We start from the raw sequence: 19,350 nt of genomic DNA, 5'->3' as shown, positions 1-19,350 counted from the left end.
ATGGCCGCGCTCGCCCCGGTCCCCGACACGGCCGAACCCAGCTTCGCCGAGTTGCTGGCCGGCCGCCCATTCCTCAGCATGCACGCGCAGGATGGCCTGCTTCTGGAAGATGTGCCGCTCTCCGCCATCGCCGACGCGGTCGGCACGCCGTGCTGGGTCGTATCGGCCGGCACGCTGCGGGCCCGCCTGGCGGCGCTGCGGGCGGCTTTCGATCCGTTGCGCGCGCATGTGCATTACGCGGTGAAGGCGAACGACCACCTCGCCATCCTGCGCCTGATGGCCGCCGGTGGCGCCGGGGCGGACGTGGTCAGCGGCGGCGAGATGCAGCGGGCGCTGCTGGCGGGCATTCCACCGGACCGTATCGTGTTCTCCGGCGTCGGCAAGCAGCCGCCGGAATTGCTGCAAGCGGCGCAGGCCGGCATCGCCCAGATCAACGTCGAAAGCGCCGAGGAGCTGGAGGTGCTGTCCGCCGTCGCCTCCGCCGCCGGGCACAGCGTGGCGGTGGCGCTGCGGATCAACCCGGACGTGGATGCCGGCACGCACGCCAAGATCACCACCGGTCGCGCCGACAACAAGTTTGGCATCGGGCTGGATACCGCCGCCGCGCTGTACGCCCACGCCGCCAGCCTCCCCGGCGTGCGTCCCGTCGGCCTGGCGCTGCACATCGGCAGCCAGATCGGCACCACCGCACCCTACCGCGCCGCCTTCGCGCGGGTTGCCGACCTGGTCCGCACCCTGCGCGCCGCCGGGCAAACCGTCAGCCGCGTGGATTGCGGCGGCGGCCTCGGCATCAGCTACCGTGACGAAGTGGAGGGCTCGCCTGCCGCCTTCGCCGGTGCCGTCGGCGCCATGCTGGGCGGCATGGGGCTGGACCTGATGATCGAGCCGGGCCGCTGGCTTGCCGGCCCCGCCGGGCTTCTGCTGGCCAGCGTCGTGCTCACCAAAACCACCGCCGGCCGTCGCTTCACCGTGCTGGACGCGGCCATGAACGACCTGGTGCGCCCGGCCATGTACGACGCCTGGCACGGCATCGTCCCACTTGGCGCGGCCGACGCCGTCGCGGCCGTGTCCGACACCGACATCGTCGGCCCCGTGTGCGAGACCGGGGACACCTTTGCGCGAAGTCGGCTGCTCCCGCCGCTCGCCCCGCACGCAAGAGTGGCGATCCTCGATGCGGGTGCTTATGGTTCGGTCATGAGCTCCACCTACAACGCCCGCCCGCTGGCGGCCCAGGTGATGGTCGACGGTGATCGCTGGGCGGTGATTCGCCCCCGGCAGCCTCTCGAATCGCTATGGGCCAACGAAACGATCCCTGACTGGCTGGCCGCACGGTGAGGCGGCGCGACCTGCGTGCCCGGTTGGCCGGGCGGCGGGCGAGCGCGCGGCGTGTGCTGTGGTTTGAGCGTGTGTGGCCCGCATTGTGGCCAGCCTTTGGCGTGGTGGGCCTCTGGATCGCCATCTCGCTGTTCGATCTGCCGGCAATGCTGCCGATCTGGTGGCATCTCGGGCTGATCGCGATCGTCGTGCTGGCGCTGGCGGCCTTGGTATGGCGCGGTCTGCGCCCCTTGCACGCGCCGACGGAAACGGAGATCGACCGGCGGTTGGAGCGGTCGTCCGGCCTGCGCCATCGGCCATTGGTCGTCATCGACGACACCCCCGCCTTCGCCGACGAGGCAGGTGCCGCGTTGTGGCAGGCCCATATCGACCGTGCGACGGCGCAGGTCACCCGGCTGCGGGCCGGCTGGCCGCATCCCGGTATTCCCCAGGCCGACGTCCGCGCCACGCGCGCCGCGCTGGCGGTGGTGCTGGTGGCCGGGTTGGTGGTCGCCGGGCCAGAAATCCCGGGCCGGCTGGTGCGATCCATCTGGCCCGGCCTGCCACAGGGCACTCCCGTGCCGGCCCCCCAATTGCAGGCGTGGTTGACCCCGCCCTCCTACACCGGCCTGCCGCCCGTGTTTCTCCGCGCCGACACCGGCGCCGTCAGCGTTCCCGCCGGGTCCCACCTGACCGTGAGCCTGACCGGTGGTTCGGGCGAGCCGAGCATGAGCTTCGGCGACGAGGCCACCCCCTTCACCGCGCTGGACGCTGCGAGCTGGCAGGCGGAGCGGGACATCGGTAACTCCGGAATGCTGACGGTGCGGCGCCGCGGTGGCGATATCGGCCATTGGGACGTCACGGCGATCCCGGATGCGCCGCCCGTCATCGCCTGGACCGAGCCGCCCGGCGCCGCCCGCGGCCAGCGCCGGTTGCAGACGCGCTTGCCCTGGACTGCGAGCGACGATTACGGCGTTGCCTCCGTCGTGGCGGAGTTGCGGTTGAAGGATCGCCCGTCCGCCGACCCGGTGACCATCAACATCCCCCTGCCCGGCGGGTCGCCGAAGCAGGCGAAGGGTGCGCCCAGCCAGGACATGACGGCCAACCCCTGGGCCGGCCTACCGGTCGTCGCAACCCTGGTGGCAAAGGATGCGCCCGGCCACCGCGCCACCAGCAGCGCTGCCGGCTTCACCCTGCCGGAACGGCCCTTCAAGAACCCGCTGGCCCGCGCCGTGATCGAAATCCGCAAGCGCCTGAGCCTGGCGCCGGACGAGCACACCCAGGCGGCCTCTGACCTGGAGGCGCTGAGCGAGGCGCCCGAGGCGTTCGACAACAACACGACGATCTTCCTGGCGCTGAGCAGCACCTCCACCCTGTTGCAGCATAGCGGCGCACCCGAGACGATTACCGAGGCGCAGGCCCGCCTATGGGCGCTGGCGTTGCAGTTGGAGGACGATGCCGTCGCCCGTACGGCACAGGCAGTGCAGGTGGCCCGCGACGCCCTGCAGCGGAGCGTGCAGAAGGGCGACAAGACCGACATGGAGCGTAAGGCCGATGCGCTTCGCCGCGAGATCCAGCGGCATCTGCAGGCGCTCGCGGAAAAGGCCCGCAAGGACGGCACGCTGATGCCGTTCGACCCATCGCAGCGCACGCTGAACCAGCAAGACTTCGACAAGCTGACGCAGGAGATGAAGGACGCTGCCAAGGCCGGCCGCATGGACGAGGCGCAGCAGAAGCTGGATCAGCTCGAGAAGATGCTGGAGCAGTTGAAGCAGGCGGAGGCGAACCCCAGCGGCGACCGCCAGCAGGCCCGGCAGCAACGCCAGCGCGGCCAGCAGCAAATGGGCGCCGCGGAGGATATGATCGACCGCGAAGGCGCTATGAAGCAGCGTGCCCAGGCCCGCGAAGCCCCCGACAGCAAGCCTGCCAACGACCAGCAGGCCGCAGGCGACAAGCCACCCAGTGACAAGCCACCCGGTGACAAACCCGCCGACGACAAGGCCACCCGCGATACCGACGGTCGCCAGCAAAAGGCGCTGCGCCGTGCGCTCGGCCAGATGATGCAGAATTTCGGTGACCTCACGGGCAAGGTTCCAGATGCCCTGAGCGAGGCGGACATCGCCATGGATCAGGCGGGCCGGGCACTCGCGGCTGGCAAGGATGGCGAGGCGGGTGCCGCCCAGCAACGCGCCGCCGACGCGCTGAAGAAGGGCGAACAGCAAATGAGCCAGCAGATGGCGCAATCGCTGGGGATATCCATCATGCCGGGTGAAGGCGAAGGCCAGGGCGACGGTCCCGGCGACCAGATGAGCCAGGGCGACGGCCAGGATGACAATGACAATGGCAACGGTCCCGGCCAGCGCGACGCCGATGGCGGCACCAACGGCCAGACCGGTGACGACCCCGATGTGCCCCGCGACCCGCTGGGCCGGCCGACCCGCGACGGTACCTCCGGCCGGGCTGATGGCGGCGACGTGCACGTGCCCGACCAGATGGAGCAGGCCCGCACCCGCGAACTACAGACCGAACTCCGTCGCCGCGAGGGCGAGCGCACCAGGCCGCAAGGCGAGTTGGACTACATCGACCGCCTTCTGAAGTCCTACTAGACCCGGCGGCCTAAACCTTTGGCGCAGGCCGCCGGGTACGAGGCGTACGGCCGGGCCAGTCGGCGATGTGTTGCTCCAGCGGGCCGGACCGCTCCTCACTGATCGCGCGGTCGCGGACCGAGATCCCGGCGGTATGCACCGTCTCCGGATCACCGGATACCAGCGGATGCCACCAGGCCAGGCCACGCCCTTCCTCGATCCGGCGATAGGCGCAAGTCGGCGGCAGCCAGTCGATCTCGTCCAGCGCCTCGGGCGTCAGCGACACGCAATCCGGCACTTGTTCCTGCCGGCGGGGATAGTTGCTGCAGGCGCAGCTATGCAGGTCCAGCAGGCGGCAGGCGACGTTGGTGAAGGACAGCGCCTCCGTCACATCATCGCGCAATTTGTGCAGACAGCACCGGCCGCAGCCGTCGCACAGTGACTCCCACTCGTCCGTGGTCATCTGGTCCAGCCGCTTCGTCTTCCAGAACGGATCGTCCATCGGGTCAGTCAGCCTGTCGTTCGATCGAAACCATACCCGCCGTGGCCAACGTCGCGGGTCACGGCAGCGCGAGGCGCGGCAGCTTCATCAACGGGATCGCCCCGGCGGACAAGAGCCCGTCGCGAAATGCAAACGGTAGGTCCGCCTGCGGCACGCCATCGCCGCTGCTGTGCGACATCAGGCTCAGCAAGGTGCCGGCGACCCGTGCGTCGTTGCGGGTGATCGCCCCGGTGCGCGCCAGCGCATCCACCGCCTCGGTAAACCCGGTCATGCGTAATGTGCCATTACCGCTGGGTTGCAATCCCTGGTCCAGCGTGAACATCGCCGTCCCGTGCAGATCCAGCGGACCCCATCCCAACGCGAACTGGTTCACCACGATTTGCCCGCCAGCGTTCCGCCAGGCTGTCGCGGCAGCCGCCGGCTCGCGCGCATCCGGTAGGGGAACGGTGCTGCTCGCATGCAAATCCAGCGACCCGATGGTCAGCCCCAGCGGCATCGCGCGACCCGGCAGCGTCAGCGCCGACAGCGCCACCCGCAGATCCTGCGGCCCCACCTTCAGCCAAACGGAGTCGACTGCAATCGTGCCGGCCGGTACCGCGAATTGCAGCCGGCGCATCGTGGCCACGAAACCGCCCGCCTGGCCCGATTGGTTCAGCGGCACGGCCAGATCCAGCGTGTCCAGCGCCAGCGTCACCGGCGGCGCGTTGCCCAATTGGACGGATTGTGGGCCATCGAGGTCGATTGCGACCTCACTCGGGCGCCAGGGCACGTAGATCAGCCGGGCTTGCCCACCTTGCCAGGCGACGGCATTGGCTGCGCCCGGCGTGCCTGTCGCCACCGCGACGTTGGGGATGCGCAACTCGGCATGGAACGGCCATCCAGCCCGCGCCGGTTCACCGGCGGTCACGCGATAGCCGGCGGCAATCCGGTCCTGTTGCCAGGCCGTCGCCTCGCTCGCCAGCCGAGCGGTCAACCACCACCACCCGGCGGTATCGGCGATTGCCAACATGACGATGACCGCGACGGCGATGAGGCACAGACGGAGGGGACGGCTCATGCGGCCTTATAGGCGGGGTGGGGATGACCCCAAAATCACGGCTCATCCACAGCACCCGCAGGCCGCCGCCCTCCAGCGGCTTGCCGACTCGATCGGTTGAGCCCATCAGGCCGCGCCACCCACCGAAGAAAATCATAAATCAAGCCATTTCAGTAAGTTAAGGTAGAAAATCTTATTGCCGATTTATGAATTCATGACATCAGTGTTAAAGGGCCTCAACAAAAAACCCGTCGTTTGAGGGAGTTGCAGCGTCATCCTCGCACGGGTTCGAAGTCGCGTCCGTCAACCGTTCACAGACTTATCCACAGGGTTTGCCCGCACGATCGCCACCGGATGCCGCATGATGTGGGAAACACCCAACCAGGCGGCGATCAGCTTCACATACTCGCCAGCCAGCAGCCGTACCTTGCTGGACCGCTGCACCACCTGGGGCTGCACCGCCAGCGGATACAGCGTCACGCCTGGCATGGCCCGCCGCATTTCCAGCATCGCGCGCGGCATGTGGTAGCCAGCGGTGACGATAATGAGGGAGTGGAAGTCGTGCGCCTTGGCCCACTCCGCCGTCTCCTCCGCATTGCCCAGCGTGGTGGTGGCCACCTTGCCCAGCGTCACCACGGGGGCCAGCAGGGACGGATCCAGATCCACCCGGCGCGCGATGTCGTGCAGGCCGGAGCCGGGGGCCACGCCCGACACCAACAGCCGCTTCGCACGCCCGTCTTCCAGCAGATGCAGGGCGGTTTCCACCCGGTCCGCCCCGCCGGTCAGCGCCACGATGCCGTCGGCGATGGGCGGCGCGGCGAAACGCTCGTGCGAAATCGCAATGAAGGCGGCGAACCCGACGCCGAGCGCCACCACGAACACCGCCAGCAGGGCCGCCAGTCCGGTGGCGAGCCGGCGCATCATCACGGCAACCGCCGCAGCCAGCGATGCACCGTCACCCGCGCGGTCAGCCAGCCGATCGCGGCGGCTGCCAGTGGCAGGATCGGCAGCGAAATCCATAGCGGCATCGGCAGGGTAGGCAGCAGCGCGTCCGAGGGCAGTGTATCCAGGAATGGGGACGCCAGCGACGCCAGCGCCAGCAGCACCGGCAGTGCCGCCACGGCGCCCAGGCAACCGCCAGCCGCCGCCAGCAAGGTCGCCCGATTGGCAAACTGCCCGGCGATGAACGAATCGGTGGCGCCCAAGCCGTGCACGATGTCGATCGCATCCCGCCGGGCCGCCAACCCGGCGCGCACCGCAACCGCCACCACCGCGGCACCCACCCCGGCCACCAGCAGCAGCGCAGCAGCGGCGCAGGCCTGCAGGCTGCGCGCCAGCGTGGTCAGCCGCTGCAGCCATAGACCATGGCTTTCCATGAACGTGCCCGGCGCGACCTCGCTCAGCCGCCCCTGCAGTGTCGGATCCGGCTCCGTCGTGCCGGGCGACAGCCGCACGTCCAGCACGGCGGGCAGGGGCAGGGCGCTCGCCTGCGTCGCATTGCCCAGCCACGGCCGCAGCAGCTCCGCCAGCTCGGTGCTGGACAGCACGCGGACAGACGCTATGCCGGGCGAGCCGCGCAGCAGGGTGGTCACCCGGTCGAGCCGCGTGCCGCCGGCGGTATCGGTGCCGGGTTGCGGCACCTGGACCGTCAGGATGGCGGCCGCGCCCGTCTGCCAATGATGCGCGACGGAGGACGCGACCATCACCCCCGCCAGCGTCAGCGCGGCCAGGAATGTCATGGCGGCGACCAAGGCCGGCAGCAGCCGGTCCGACAAAGCGCGGCGCAGGCCCAGATCGTCGAACCGCGCCGGCCGCAGGAGGGAGCGCTTAGACATCGTTGATCAACTGCCCTTCCGCCAGGCGCAACGACCGGCCTGGATAGCGCTGCACCAGGCTTTCATTATGGGTGGCGACGATGACGGTGGTGCCCAGCCGGTTCATCTCACTGATCAATTGCATCAGCCGCGTGGCCTGGCGGTCGTCCAGGTTACCGGTGGGTTCGTCTGCCAGCAGCAGGCTCGGACGCCCGATCACGGCGCGGGCGATGGCGACGCGCTGCTGTTCCCCGCCGGATAGTTCGGCCGGGCGGGCGCTGGCGCGGCGTTGTAGCCCCACCCATCGCACCATCTCCTCCACGTCGGCATGGATTTGCCCCTCCGGCCGGCCAGCCAGGCGCAGCGGCAGCGCGACGTTGTCGAAGGCGGACAGATGCGGCATCAGCCGGAAATCCTGGAACACGACGCCGATCTGCCGGCGCAGGGGCGGCAGGTCGCGCCGGGTCGCGGCATTGATGTCCTGGCCCAAGATCGACAAATGCCCGACGCTGGGGCGGTTCGCGAGATACAGCAGCCGCAACAGGCTGGATTTCCCCGCGCCGGACGGCCCCAGCAGCCAGCGAAACCCGCCGCTGGGAATGGAAAAGCTGATGTCGCGCAACACCGGCTCGGCGCTGCCATACCGCAGGCCGACGCCTTCCAACCGGATCATCGACTCCGAGTCGCGTTGCGTCATGGCGCGTTGTGCCACTCAACGGCCTGCGCCGAAAATAAAACCCGCTGGAGCCGAACGAATGCTAGCGTGAGGGCACAGATTAACAACGGCGTGTTGCCAAGCCGGGCGCCGTTCCGCAGGATCGTCCCGTGCGAATCACCTGCCCCACCTGTGCCGCCGAATATAACGTCCCCGGTGAGATCGCCGCCGGTCGCAAGGTGAAATGCGCGAAGTGCGGGACCAAATGGGCCCCCGTCGAAGATGCGCCACCGGAAGAACCGCCGCCCTCGGAACCGGAACCCGAGCCGCAGCCGGAGCCGATGGCCGCCTTCGTTCCAATGGCGCCACCGCCGATGGAGACGCCAAAGCGGCAATGGGCGCTACCCGCGGCCTGGGCAGGCAGCTTCCTGGTGGTCGCCGTGGCATTGGTAGGCGCCGTATTGCTGCGCGGCCCGATCATGCAAAAATGGCCGCCGAGCGAGCGGGTCTACGCCGCGTTGCATCTGGCACCAGATTCTCCCGCTTCACCGCCCCCTTCTTCACCGAATATCCATGGCGATGTCGTGAAATAATTTGGCCGGCAGACTGCCGCCGGTGACGCCCTTCATCGGCCGATTATCGTCATTGCCCAGCCAGACCGCGATCACGTTCGGCCCGGACGCGCCGATGAACCAAGCGTCCCGGTAATCCTGCGTCGTGCCGGTCTTGCCGGCGATCACCCGCCCCGGGATCGCCGCTGCCCGGCCGCTGCCCCGGTTCACCACCGCGGCCAGCATGCGCACCATCATCCCCGCCTGCTCCAACCCCACCACCCGCGTTTGCGCCGGGTGCGGCAGCGCGTAGGGCCGCCCGGCCGAAATGGCCGATTGCAGCGCCGTCGGCGTAACGGCGTAGCCTCCGTTGAACAGCGTGGCGTAGGCTGCCGCCATCTCCAGCACGCCCACCTCGCCCGAGCCGAGCGCCAGCGTCGCATTGTCCGGCAGTTTGTCCGTGATCCCCAGCCGCTCCGCCACCGCCGCCACCACGCGCGGCCCACCCGCCTGCAGCAATAGCCGGACCGACACGGTGTTCAGCGACTGGGCCAGCGCCTCCTCCAGCGTCACGTCCCCACGATACCCAGGCTCGAAGTTGGAGGGACTGTAGCTGCCGATGCGCAGCGGCGCGTCCGAAACCGTGTCTTCCGGCGTCAGCCCCTTTTCCAGCGCGGCCAGCCAGACGAAAATCTTGAAGGACGAGCCAGGTTGCCGCCGGGCCAACACGGCACGGTTGAACGGGCTGGTGCGGAAGTCGCGGCCGCCCACCATGGCGCGCACCTCTCCGGTGCCGGCGTCCAGCACCACCACGGCACCTTGCCCGGCATTGGCAGCGACCCCGGGGCCGTTCAGCATCGCCGTCAGCCGGGTTTCCGCCGCAGCCTGGATGCGAGGTTCCAGCGTCGTGCGAACCGTGGCGTCCTCGTTTTCCGGCAGCAGATCCTGCGCCTGGTCCGACGCCCAGTCCGCGAACCAGGGCGCCGCGGTGCCGTTGATCGGCGGGAACACGATCTGTGCCGACGCGGCCTGCGCCTGCGCCGCGGTAATCGCGCCGGTCTCCGCCATCGCGGCCAACACCTCCCGCCCACGCGCCGCCGCCGCCGCCGGGTCCGCCCGGGGGTTCAGGCGGGAGGGCGCGCGTGGAATGCCGGCCAGCACCGCGCTCTGCCACAGGTTCAGCTTGCGCGCCGACACGCCGAAATACATCCGCGCCGCCGCGTCCACGCCCCACGTGCCGCTGCCCAGATAGACGCGATTCAGCCAGATTTCCAGGATCTCGCGCTTGCTGAAGCTGTGTTCCAGCCAAACCGTCAACATCAGCTCCTGCACCTTGCGCCGCAGGGTGCGGGCGTTGGTCAGGAACAGGTTCTTGGCCACTTGCTGCGTCAGGGTCGATCCGCCCTGGCGCAGATGCCCGCTGGTGATGTTCACCACCACCGCCCGCGCAACCCCCAGCACATCCACGCCGGGGTGGCTCCAGAACCGCCGGTCCTCGATCGCCACGGCGGCCTGCGGCAACCAGGGCGGCAGGTCCGACAGGCGCAGCGGATCGCCCACCACGTCGCCGAAGGTGGCGAACGGGTGGCCGCTGCGATCCTCCAGCGTCAGCCCGGGGCGGCGGGCGGAGTCCAATGCCGAATCGGGCCGGGGCAGGTCGCGGGCGAACCAGACCAGCACCACGCCCAGCACCAGCACCGCCCAGATCCCCAGGATCAGCAGCCAGCGCGCGATCCGCCAGCGCAGCCGCCGCCGGCGTTTCACAGGCGCAACTGGCCGCTGCCGCGTCGATTCGGCAGCCAGGGAGGCGCGCGCCATCCCGTCTAGCCGTGCTGTGCGGCGAAACGCGGCATGGCTAGTGGAAGCATTGCAGAAACGCAGTCGAAGGGTTGGCGATATCGCCGACCGCCGGGGCGCCGCGATCCGGCCCGGCGGAGGTTGCGGTGCGCGGCGTCACCCCTTGTTCCCACAGGAAGTCCATCAACGGGCCACCCTTCACCGCGAAATTCACGTTCTGCGGGATGTCCCCATCGGTCATCTCGGCAACCCGCGCGGCATTCAGCTTGGCCACCACGATACCGATGACGTTGCCCTGCGCGTCGAATAGCGGCCCGCCCGAATTCCCCGGCTGCACCGGCGCGCTGATCTGGAAGTTGGTCTGGTTATCCCGCAGCCCGCTCAGCGCACTGATCGCCCCCGTCGTCAGCGTCGGCCCGGCCGACAACAGCCCCGCCAGCGGGAAGCCGAAGGTAATGACCGTCTCGCCCAACTTCACTTCCGGCATGGTGCGAAAGGTCAGCGGCGGTCCGAAGGCGGGCGTTACGCTCAGCAGCGCCAGGTCCCGCTGCGGGTCGCTGGCCAGCACGCGGGCGGTCTCCTCCGTCCCCCTGGCATTACGCGCCACCATGCGGCGGCAGCCATCCACCACGTGCCGATTCGTCAGCAGCCGCCCCTCGGCCGCCACGAAGCTGGTGCCGGTCGAGTCGGGATGCGGCGGGATGACCGCTTCACCGGGTTGCAACGGCGGCGGCTTGCCCTTCGGAACGGCGGAAACCGGGGCGCCGGCGGCAAGCGGCGGCTGCTTGGCGGCGGGCGCCAGCGCCAGCACCCCGAGCAACAGGCCCAGCCGGGCACAGACATCCACCTGGTCACGCACGCCCAGACGATGGGGGTGCGCCGGCCCGTCGTCAACGACGGACCCTTGCCTTGGCCCCATGCCAGCCCGCAGGATCGCACGACACACGAGGAGTGTTGCATGAAGGGCCTATTCCTGGACGCAAGCGACGAGCTGGCGGACGTCTTCGACCGGATGGTGCAGCCGGAAGATCCGCCGGTCACCGTCAACCAACACGACATCGTCCCGGCGGAGGCCTTGCCGAGCCTGCTGGACGGCTACGATTTCCTGATCGACGACCACACCTTCCTGCCGACCGAGGCAATGCGGCAGTGCCCGACGATCAAGCACGTGATCTTCCTCGGCACCGGCGCGCGGTCCTACATGAACCCCGACGAACTGGCCGAGTTGGGGATCACCGTCCACATCATCAAAGGCTACGGTGACGTCGCGGTCGCCGAGCACACCGTGGCGCTGATCTGGGCCGCCGCCCGCGGCGTTGCCGCGATGGACCGGGAGATGCGGCAAGGCAACTGGCTGCGCACCGAGGGCGTGCAACTGCACAAGAAGACGCTGGGCCTGCTGGGCTTCGGCGGCATCGCCGGGGAGGTCGCCCGAATCATGGGCGGCGCCGGCATGCGCGTCATCGCCTGGAACCGCAGCAAGAAGGAGGCGCCCGGCGTGGAGTTCGTCGGCCTGGACCAATTGCTGGCCGAAAGCGACGTGCTGTCGATCCACCTGCTGCTGGCCGACGAGACCCGCGGCTTCCTCGGCGCCGACCGCCTGGCGCAGCTGCGACCCTCCACCATCCTGGTCAACACCGCCCGCGGCGCCATCGTGGACGAGACGGCGCTGATCGACGCCCTGCGCGCCGGCCACTTGGCCCACGCCGCGCTGGACGTGTTCGACGAGGAACCGCTGCCCGCCAAGCACCCCTTCACCGAACTGGCGAATGTGACGCTGACCGCCCACAGCGCCTTCCGCACCCCAGAGGCGAGCGACACGTTGATCCGCCGTTCGCTGGATATCGCCAAACGGATCGCTGCGGGCTAAAACCCGCGCGGGCGCCCGCCTGGCGGAATGGTAGACGCGGCGGACTTAAAATCCGCGGCTGTAAAAGGCGTGCCGGTTCGAGTCCGGCGGCGGGCACCATCGAGAACGCTGTAGACTTCAACGAAGACAGGCCTACGTCGGAGAACCCTGGGGTCGACGGGTCGGTTGCTACTCCGCTACAATTTACGCATGAGATTCGCTAGCGCCGCCTCCGAATGGCCATAACCTTCATCCCGGCTGCCGCGACGGCCGACCCAGACGCCGCCAACGATCAGGACACCTTGCGGGCTGAACTGTCCGAGGCATTGGCGGACGCCGCCAGGTGGCGGCGAAAATATGAGATGCTGGTGCAAAGCGTGGTCGAGGTCGGCGAAGGGCTCATGGACATCCGGATGGCGATCGGCGACGGATCGCTGCCAAACTAAGCCACAGTCACCGCCACTCAACGTCCCTCGGGTCGCTGCCTCGGTCACATCCCACGGTGATGGCACCATACCCTTGCCCGCCGGATAGGTTCTCCATCCCAGTATACACTACGATTTCGGAATGATCTGAGTCTTGCGGCGAGCGCTATTCAGTTCAAACACGAAACGACAATCGACACGAGAATAAGAACAGAGGTCAAATTCGCGGCGGCAAATCTCCGCCCTGCAAAGCTGCATATTGAAAAATACGCAATCTATACTTGGAAGCAGAAAATATAACCTGCCGGTGGTCGTCTATTTTCGGCGGAATTCTGGATTTTGCACCGGTATATAAGTGACGTGCTGCGTGCTGGAAGCCGGCAGGATGGCTGCCAATACGCGCCCCGAAAGTGGTCAACGAGATTTTTTGCCCACAACTGCATTTTTAACGAGACATTGCCGGTCGAATCAAAATAATTAACGTAACGTAAACATCCGACCACGCCCTCGGTCATGGGATCGGTCCAATGCCATACCAGCAGCTTCACGCCGAGATCCTGTCAAATACTCTTCCGTCCGGTGCAATCCGAAATCGCCGCGGAGTGCGACTGCGAACCGTGGTGAGCGTTGCATTGGCAACGGCGGGACTGGGTTTGGGCCTTGGCTCGATGCTGACGATGGCCGCGTTGACGAACGTCGAAGCTGCCAATCGCACCGTTCAAACCAGCACCGCCGCGCCGGTCGACATGCCGCCACTCCCGAATTTTCCGGTCCGTGGCGTCAGCAGCGGAAGGCGCCCCCATCCGTATCCCGCCGGAGCTTTCGCACTCAGCACCGCGGTTCACCCATACGCCCGGGCGAATGAATCGTGGCGGTAGGGTTGCGTCGCAGGCTTGCGGAACGCCGATAGGCTATTGCAAACTGGAGGTAAGTGCCCGCCGGCGCCTTGGCATGGCGTAGTTCGTGTCGATCGCGGAATCGGGCGTCTACGACCTGAACGCGTTCGCCGCCCCGGCTGGGTCCATCTCCTGGCTGGGTACATCCCTAGGCTGGGTCCAGCCCCGACCGCGTCAGCGCTGTGCCGCCAGGGGACTTGACGAACCAGGGGACTTACCGAACCAGGGCGCTTAACGAAGTCGTTATAGTTTTGCGTACTAATCGCCGCGCAGCTCGCCTAATCCGAACGGACCAGGATTGCTAACGTCATGAACGATGAATGGACGGCACGTCTTCAACTTGGAATTTCGCAGATCCGGGAAACTGAGGCTCGGCGAACAGTCCTGGTCAAACGTCGCGTCGAGGTACTCTGGAAAACCTGCTTCAACGTCTTGGCCGACCTGATCACCGAAGCCAATAAAACGCTTCGTAGCTCCAACCTCACGCTGAGTCTGCGGCGCAGCGAATACTCCGCACTATCGGCGTGGGTCGACGTCGACATGTGTGTTCTCGACAAGTCCGGTGCCCCTGGTGAAGTGCTCTACTTTTTCCACCTGCAGACTTCGGCCAGCAATCATGCAGTTTGTGAGCCGGAAGGCTACAATTTCCCGTTGCTGGACTTGGACCGGCTGAGCGTCTCGGCCGTCGAGGAAATGCTGTACGAATTCACCATGTCCTGCGTGAAGGGGCGCTTCGAGAACCCGCGATATAGCTGCAGCGAGGCCAGCGAGGCGGACTTACAGTACGCAACGTCATAATCGACGGCCCACATAGCGGGGCTGGTGGCGTCGGTCCGCACCGTTGTCGACCAGCCGGTTACCGGATCTTTACCGCCCCGCCCCACACTCCGGCGCATGGCAATCTTCGCTGCGATACAATCAGTTCCAGCCGTGTTCGTCGTCGGTCTCGCGGCCTCGCTGCCGGTCGTGGCGGTCGTGGCTATCATATTCACCGTCCTCAGTGTCCTACCCAGCTGCAACGCCGGTCGCCCGTGGTGGCGCAAGCCGGATCTGGCGACCGACATCGGCTACCTCGTGGTGATGCCTGGGCTGATGTACTACGCCCGCATCGCGCTGCTCATGGTCGGAATGCTGGTTCTATACGGCGTCACCAGTCAGGATGCGGCCTGGGCCTTGTTGGAGCACGGCTGCGGCCCGCTTTCCGCCTTGCCGTTCGCGGCGCAGGTGGCGATCTATCTCGTCGCCTCCGAAATCTGGCTCTACGCCACGCATCGCTGGCTGCACGATTTACGGCTTTGGCGGTTTCACGCCGTGCACCATTCGTCCGAGCATCTGGAGTGGCTTGGCTCGTTCCGCGTTCACCCCGTGGATTTCATGCTCCATTTCCTGATGGGGGACAGCCTGCTGCTGCTGCTGGGCATTTCACCGGGCGTGCTGGTGTGGCTGGTGCCGTTCTCCATCGGTATGTCCACCCTCACGCACGCCAACCTCAACTGGGATTTCGGCCCGTTCCGCACCGTGCTGGCAAGCCCGGTGTTTCACCGTTGGCACCACACCGGCGTCGATCGTGGCGGCGAGCGTAATTTCGCCAGCACCTTCCCCATCATCGACGTGATCTTCGGCACGTACTACATGCCCAAGGGTGAATTGCCGAGCGACTACGGCGTCACCGAGCGGGATGTGCCCTACGATTTCGGCGGCCAGTTGATGCACCCGTTTCGCGCGCAGGCCTCGTCCCCCGCCGCCATCCCGGCCCACGACACCGGGGACTGATAGCGCCCCCACTGCCGCTCTGCTAAGCGAGGCGCGGCCGGCTGCAACACCGCCGGGTCGTGGCAAAGGGGGTAAAGCCGGTCGTGACACTCGGGTTGAACCCGGCGCTGCAAGACCTGCTGGCCATTGCCGCCCAGCAAAACGCCACCGGGCAACTGGATGCGGCGGCCGCCAGCTACAGCCGCGCCTTATCCATGGCACCCGGCAACGCGGAAATCGCGAATAACCTCGGCGTCGCCCTGTGGGGGTTGGACCGGCTGGACGACGCCACCGCCGCCTTCTGCCGCGCCATCCATCTGCATCCGGACTTTGCCGAGGCGCACAACAACCTGGGCACCGCGCTCCGTGATTCCGGCCTGCCGGACGAGGCGCGACGCTGCTTCGAAACCGCGGTGGAGATCCGGCCGGACTACGCCCAGGCCCATGGCAACCTCGGCATGGCCATGCTTGCGGAGGGCGATTACCCGGCCGGATGGGCCGAGTATGAGTGGCGCTGGCGCATCCCCGCCGTCGGCGACCCGGGGCTGCGGTTCGGCCGCCCGCGTTGGCGGGGCGAAGACATGCCGGGCCGGCGGCTACTGATCCATGCCGAACAGGGGCTGGGCGACACGCTGCAATTCTGTCGGCTCGGCACGGCGGCGGCGGCGCGTGGGCTGGCGGTATCCCTGGTGGTCCCGCAACCGCTGGTGCGACTGCTGCAGGGGCTAGAGGGGGTGACCGTCGCAGGCCCCGAAGACCCCCTGCCGCATTTCGACCTGATCTGCCCGATGATGAGCCTGCCGCTTGCCCTTGGTCTGACGCTCGACACGATCCCCAGCCCGGTGCCGTATCTATGGGCGGATGACGGCGTGGCCGCGACCTGGGCGGCGCGGCTGCACTCGATCGCCGGCCCGAAGCTGCGCGTTGGCGTGGCTTGGTCCGGCAATGCCCGCCTGGCCGCCGATCGCCGCCGGTCCGTCGCCCCGGCCCTGCTGGCGCGGTTGGCGGATATCGAAGACGTGCAGTTCATCAGCCTGCAAAAGGGCGGCGCGTCCGCCCCGGCGGAGATGAACGTGATCGACTGGATGCACCTGGTGGGCGATTTTGCCGACACCGCGGCGCTGGTCGCCAATCTGGATCTGGTGATCGCCGTCGACTCCGCCGTCGCGCATTTAGCCGCGTCCCTGGGCAAACCAATATGGCTGTTGGACCGGCTGGACAGTTGCTGGCGATGGCTGGCGGGCCGCCGGGACAGCCCATGGTATCCCACCCTGCGCATCTACCGCCAATCCCGCGCCGGCGTTTGGGACGACGTCTTGGATGCGGTCACCTACGATCTTTATCAGCTGGCAGTCCCCGTCATGCGGGCGCTTCGGCACCGGGCATAAGCCGTTTCGACTGTGATGTGCCGAAGTGTCACTGTGACCTTTGAGGCACAGAGAGCCAATTGACGCCGCCGCGACCCTCTATTACGTGAGAATGCGTCGCAGTAACCGCTATACGCCGCATTGGACGATGAACTTGGAGCGAGACATGGCTCAGCCCTTGCGGCGTAGCTCGATAGCGGCAGTGGTCGGGTGCTTTGCAGCCTGCCTTCCGGCGATCGCATTCGCGCAGGCCGGGCCCGCACCGCAGACCATTCCTGGCGCCTCGACGCAGCAGAACCCCACGCCGGGCCATGCCGCAAGCACGGCGGAACAGACGTCCCCGGGGGAGCCGGGATTCACGACCCAACTTTTCGCATCGTCCCGTAGCAACCTGCTCGGCGATATGTGGGGCATCCGAACCAAGCTCGGCAATATCGGCATCTCCCTTGGCCTATCGGAAACCAGCGAGTTGTTCGGTAACGCCACTGGCGGCGTGCATCGCGGTGCCGATTATGACGGGCTGACGTTCATGAGCCTGGGGCTGGACACCGGAAAGGCGTTCGGCTGGGAAGGCGGAATCTTCAATGTCAGCGCGTTCCAGATCCACGGCCGCAACCTGGCGACGGACAATCTCTACAGCCTGCAAACCAACAGCGGGATCGAGGCGCAGCGGGCCACGCGGTTGTGGGAGATGTGGTACCAGCAATCGTTCCTCGGCGGCAAAGTCGACGTGAAGATCGGCCAGCAGAGCCTGGACCAGGAGTTCATTGGCAGCTCCTATTCCGGCCTGTTCATCAACACGATGATGGGCTGGCCGCTCATCCCGTCCGTGGACCTGTATGCCGGTGGGCCGGCCTATCCGCTGGCCTCGCTGGGGGTGCGGTTTCGCGCCCAGCCGCTCTCCAACCTCACCGTCCTGGCCGGCGTGTTCGACGACAACCCGCCGGGCGGACCGTTCAATGATGATTCGCAGGTGCGGGGCGGCGCGCAGTCCGGCACCGCCTTCCACACTGGCACCGGTGCGCTCGCGATCGCGGAGGTGCAGTACGCCATCAACCAGCCGGCAGTTGGCCAAATGGATTACGGCACTGGCGGCGGTGGTTTGCCCGGCGTCTACAAGCTGGGCGCCTGGTACGATAGCGGCCGCTTCCCCGACCAGCGTTTCGGCACCGACGGCCTGTCGCTGGCCGATCCGAACAGCAACGGCGTCACCCGGATGCGCAAGAACAATTGGAGCATCTACGGCGTGTTCGACCAGATGGTCTGGCGGCCCGATCCGGACGAGGCCCAGGCGATTGGCGTGTTCGCGCGTCTGATGGGCGCGCCGGGTGACCGCAACATCGCCGAATTCAGCATCAACACCGGCGTGGTGCTGAAGGCGCCGCTCCCCGGCCGCGACGATGACAGCCTTGGCCTCGGCTACGGCCTGGCGAAGGTCAGCAGCCGCGCCATCGGCCTGGATAACGACACCGCCAACTTCAACGGCGGCCTGTACCCGATCCGCAGCAGCGAAAGCTTTATCGAGCTGACGTACCAGGCCCAGCTCGCCCCATGGCTGTCGGTTCAGCCGGACTTTCAATACGTCTGGACGCCCGGCGGCGGCATCCAGAACCCGAACAATCCCGCCAAGCGCGTCGGCAACGAAGCGATCTTCGGCGTGCGCACCAACATCGTATTTTGACCGGATCGGAGCGCCGCCTCATGCGCCACGCAATGCGTAGCCTGGCCGTCGGTTTGTCGTTGCTGGCCTTCTCCGCCACCGCGGCCGAGCCCGGGTTTCTGGAGACGGTGAAGCGCCACACTTTGCTGACCCAGACCGTGCCGGAGAACGGCGACCAGAACCCCTACGCCGTCGTCGTGGCCCCGGTCTCGGCCGGCAAGGTCCAGAAGGACGACGTGCTGGTCACCAACTTCAACAACAGCGGCAATCTGCAGGGCCTCGGCACGACGATCGTCGACTACAACCCGGCCACGAAGCGGCTGAGCCTGTTCGCCAGCATCCCGCGCCACCTGCCGGCCTGTCCGGGCGGCATCGGGCTGACCACGGCGATGACCATGCTGCAATCCGGCTGGGTGATCGTCGGCAGCCTGCCCAGCCAGGACGGCACCACGGCGACCAAGGGCAACGGCTGCCTGCTGATCCTGGATGCCCAGGGCAACGTGGCTGGCAGCTTGGCTGGCCCCTCCATCAACGGCCCCTGGGGCAACATGGCCGTGGTCGACCATGGCAGCACGGCGACATTGTTCGTCAGCAACACCGGGTTCGGCGTAGAAGCGCCCGGACAACCCGTGGTCAACAAGGCGACGGTGTTGCGGATCGAGCTGGCCATTCCGGCCGGGCAACCCCCGCGCATGACCGGGCAGACCGTGATCGCCGACGGCCTTGGCCAGCGCGCCGACAAGGACGTGTTCGTCGTCGGACCAACCGGCCTGGCGCTCGGCGCCAACGGCACGCTGTATGCCTCGGACGCCATCGGCAACCGCATCATCGCCATCGACAATGCCACGACCCGCACCAACAGCGTGGGCACCGGGCGGGAGGTGACGAGCGCGGGCTTCCTGAAGCGCCCCCTGGCCTTGGCGACCGCACCCAACGGACATCTGTTGGCGGTAAACGGGTTGAACGGCCAGGTGGTCGAGATCGATCCGGCGGACGGCCACCAGCTGTATGCCCAATGGATCGACCCCAACAAGGCGCAATCCCCACCCGGTGCGGGTGACCTATTCGGCATCGCCATGACCAGTGATGGCACGGGCTTCTATTACGTCGAGGACGAGATCAACTCGCTGGTTCTGGCGCATTAGGG

Annotated in this window: 17 protein-coding genes and 1 tRNA gene; 11 read left to right on the top strand and 7 right to left on the bottom strand. The window is 67.3% G+C overall.

The window, feature by feature from the left end; translation table 11 throughout:
* Both lysA and GSQ76_RS01140 read left to right on the top strand, forming a co-directional pair.
* Positions 1 to 1,335 (top strand): diaminopimelate decarboxylase, encoded by a 1,335-nt coding sequence (gene lysA / locus GSQ76_RS01145; protein ID WP_158742075.1) that lies wholly within the window; start codon positions 1 to 3, stop codon positions 1,333 to 1,335.
* A complete protein-coding gene (locus tag GSQ76_RS01140; protein ID WP_158742074.1) occupies positions 1,332 to 3,920 on the top strand; it encodes a DUF4175 domain-containing protein in 2,589 nt (862 codons plus the stop codon). Before lysA ends, GSQ76_RS01140 begins: the two co-directional genes overlap by 4 nt.
* A 10-nt stretch (positions 3,921 to 3,930) precedes the next feature.
* On the opposite strand, the gene GSQ76_RS01135 is transcribed toward GSQ76_RS01140, so the two are convergent.
* The 5 genes from GSQ76_RS01135 to ftsE all read right to left on the bottom strand — a co-directional run bounded on the left by GSQ76_RS01135 (position 3,931) and on the right by ftsE (position 7,924).
* Positions 3,931 to 4,401 (bottom strand): YcgN family cysteine cluster protein, encoded by a 471-nt coding sequence (locus GSQ76_RS01135; RefSeq protein WP_158742073.1) that lies wholly within the window; start codon positions 4,399 to 4,401, stop codon positions 3,931 to 3,933.
* A gap of 58 nt (positions 4,402 to 4,459) precedes the next feature.
* Positions 4,460 to 5,458, bottom strand: coding sequence for a DUF2125 domain-containing protein (locus GSQ76_RS01130; RefSeq protein ID WP_158742072.1), 999 nt, complete (start codon positions 5,456 to 5,458; stop codon positions 4,460 to 4,462).
* A gap of 282 nt (positions 5,459 to 5,740) precedes the next feature.
* Positions 5,741 to 6,361 (bottom strand): YdcF family protein, encoded by a 621-nt coding sequence (locus GSQ76_RS01125; RefSeq protein WP_254070170.1) that lies wholly within the window; start codon positions 6,359 to 6,361, stop codon positions 5,741 to 5,743.
* Positions 6,361 to 7,272, bottom strand: a complete 912-nt coding sequence (locus GSQ76_RS01120; RefSeq protein ID WP_158742071.1) for an ABC transporter permease — start codon at positions 7,270 to 7,272, stop codon at positions 6,361 to 6,363. Before GSQ76_RS01120 ends, GSQ76_RS01125 begins: the two co-directional genes overlap by 1 nt.
* Entirely contained in the window at positions 7,265 to 7,924 is a 660-nt protein-coding gene (gene ftsE, locus GSQ76_RS01115) for a cell division ATP-binding protein FtsE (protein ID WP_158742142.1), read from the bottom strand. Before ftsE ends, GSQ76_RS01120 begins: the two co-directional genes overlap by 8 nt.
* Positions 7,925 to 8,076: 152 nt before the next feature.
* On the opposite strand from ftsE, the gene GSQ76_RS01110 reads away from it, so the two are divergent.
* Complete coding sequence (locus tag GSQ76_RS01110) at positions 8,077 to 8,499, top strand: zinc-ribbon domain-containing protein (RefSeq protein ID WP_158742070.1); 423 nt, start codon at positions 8,077 to 8,079, stop codon at positions 8,497 to 8,499.
* Here the strand turns inward: GSQ76_RS01110 and GSQ76_RS01105 are convergent.
* Positions 8,467 to 10,275 (bottom strand): transglycosylase domain-containing protein, encoded by a 1,809-nt coding sequence (locus GSQ76_RS01105; protein WP_158742069.1) that lies wholly within the window; start codon positions 10,273 to 10,275, stop codon positions 8,467 to 8,469. The two genes, GSQ76_RS01110 and GSQ76_RS01105, sit on opposite strands and share 33 nt — an antisense overlap.
* 37 nt (positions 10,276 to 10,312) lie before the next feature.
* The gene (locus GSQ76_RS01100; protein WP_158742068.1) at positions 10,313 to 11,113 is read right to left on the bottom strand and encodes a S1C family serine protease; all 801 of its coding nucleotides are present in this window, start codon (positions 11,111 to 11,113) and stop codon (positions 10,313 to 10,315) included.
* A 99-nt stretch (positions 11,114 to 11,212) separates the two neighbouring features.
* Here GSQ76_RS01100 and GSQ76_RS01095 point away from each other — a divergent pair, with 99 nt between their 5' ends.
* The 8 genes from GSQ76_RS01095 (at position 11,213) to GSQ76_RS01060 (ending at position 19,348) form a co-directional block, all read left to right on the top strand.
* Positions 11,213 to 12,124 carry an NAD(P)-dependent oxidoreductase gene (locus GSQ76_RS01095; protein ID WP_158742067.1) on the top strand — a complete coding sequence of 304 codons (912 nt, stop codon included), beginning with the start codon at positions 11,213 to 11,215 and terminating at the stop codon, positions 12,122 to 12,124.
* Between the two features lie 13 nt (positions 12,125 to 12,137).
* A tRNA-Leu gene (locus GSQ76_RS01090) sits at positions 12,138 to 12,223 on the top strand.
* A 116-nt stretch (positions 12,224 to 12,339) separates the two neighbouring features.
* On the top strand, positions 12,340 to 12,549 hold the full coding sequence (locus tag GSQ76_RS01085) for a hypothetical protein (RefSeq protein ID WP_158742066.1): 210 nt from the start codon (positions 12,340 to 12,342) through the stop codon (positions 12,547 to 12,549).
* Positions 12,550 to 13,733: 1,184 nt separating this feature from the next.
* Positions 13,734 to 14,222 carry a hypothetical protein gene (locus tag GSQ76_RS01080; protein ID WP_158742065.1) on the top strand — a complete coding sequence of 163 codons (489 nt, stop codon included), beginning with the start codon at positions 13,734 to 13,736 and terminating at the stop codon, positions 14,220 to 14,222.
* Positions 14,223 to 14,354: 132 nt separating this feature from the next.
* Positions 14,355 to 15,197, top strand: a complete 843-nt coding sequence (locus GSQ76_RS01075) for a sterol desaturase family protein (RefSeq protein ID WP_158742064.1) — start codon at positions 14,355 to 14,357, stop codon at positions 15,195 to 15,197.
* Positions 15,198 to 15,280: 83 nt separating this feature from the next.
* On the top strand, positions 15,281 to 16,564 hold the full coding sequence (locus GSQ76_RS01070; protein ID WP_158742063.1) for a tetratricopeptide repeat protein: 1,284 nt from the start codon (positions 15,281 to 15,283) through the stop codon (positions 16,562 to 16,564).
* A 145-nt stretch (positions 16,565 to 16,709) separates the two neighbouring features.
* Positions 16,710 to 18,224, top strand: a complete 1,515-nt coding sequence (locus GSQ76_RS01065; RefSeq protein ID WP_158742062.1) for a carbohydrate porin — start codon at positions 16,710 to 16,712, stop codon at positions 18,222 to 18,224.
* Between the two features lie 20 nt (positions 18,225 to 18,244).
* Entirely contained in the window at positions 18,245 to 19,348 is a 1,104-nt protein-coding gene (locus GSQ76_RS01060) for a hypothetical protein (protein ID WP_158742061.1), read from the top strand.
* The last annotated feature ends 2 nt before the right edge of the window (positions 19,349 to 19,350 follow it).

It is taken from the genome of Acidisphaera sp. L21, from assembly GCF_009765685.1.
Lineage (GTDB): Bacteria > Pseudomonadota > Alphaproteobacteria > Acetobacterales > Acetobacteraceae > LMUY01.
Note: the sequence above shows the minus strand (reverse complement) of the source record. Positions and strands in the feature narration are given on the sequence as shown.

Bases quoted from the DNA above. Each gene is read 5' to 3' on its own strand.
- GSQ76_RS01135 (WP_158742073.1), bottom strand. From the start codon at position 4,401: ATGGACGATCCGTTCTGGAAGACGAAGCGGCTGGACCAGATGACCACG.
- lysA (WP_158742075.1), top strand. From the start codon at position 1: ATGGCCGCGCTCGCCCCGGTCCCCGACACGGCCGAACCCAGCTTCGCC.
- GSQ76_RS01085 (WP_158742066.1), top strand. From the start codon at position 12,340: ATGGCCATAACCTTCATCCCGGCTGCCGCGACGGCCGACCCAGACGCC.
- ftsE (WP_158742142.1), bottom strand. From the start codon at position 7,924: ATGATCCGGTTGGAAGGCGTCGGCCTGCGGTATGGCAGCGCCGAGCCG.
- GSQ76_RS01080 (WP_158742065.1), top strand. From the start codon at position 13,734: ATGAACGATGAATGGACGGCACGTCTTCAACTTGGAATTTCGCAGATC.
- GSQ76_RS01105 (WP_158742069.1), bottom strand. From the start codon at position 10,275: ATGGCGCGCGCCTCCCTGGCTGCCGAATCGACGCGGCAGCGGCCAGTT.
- GSQ76_RS01120 (WP_158742071.1), bottom strand. From the start codon at position 7,272: ATGTCTAAGCGCTCCCTCCTGCGGCCGGCGCGGTTCGACGATCTGGGC.
- GSQ76_RS01060 (WP_158742061.1), top strand. From the start codon at position 18,245: ATGCGCCACGCAATGCGTAGCCTGGCCGTCGGTTTGTCGTTGCTGGCC.
- GSQ76_RS01130 (WP_158742072.1), bottom strand. From the start codon at position 5,458: ATGAGCCGTCCCCTCCGTCTGTGCCTCATCGCCGTCGCGGTCATCGTC.
- GSQ76_RS01125 (WP_254070170.1), bottom strand. From the start codon at position 6,361: ATGATGCGCCGGCTCGCCACCGGACTGGCGGCCCTGCTGGCGGTGTTC.
- GSQ76_RS01065 (WP_158742062.1), top strand. From the start codon at position 16,710: ATGGCTCAGCCCTTGCGGCGTAGCTCGATAGCGGCAGTGGTCGGGTGC.
- GSQ76_RS01095 (WP_158742067.1), top strand. From the start codon at position 11,213: ATGAAGGGCCTATTCCTGGACGCAAGCGACGAGCTGGCGGACGTCTTC.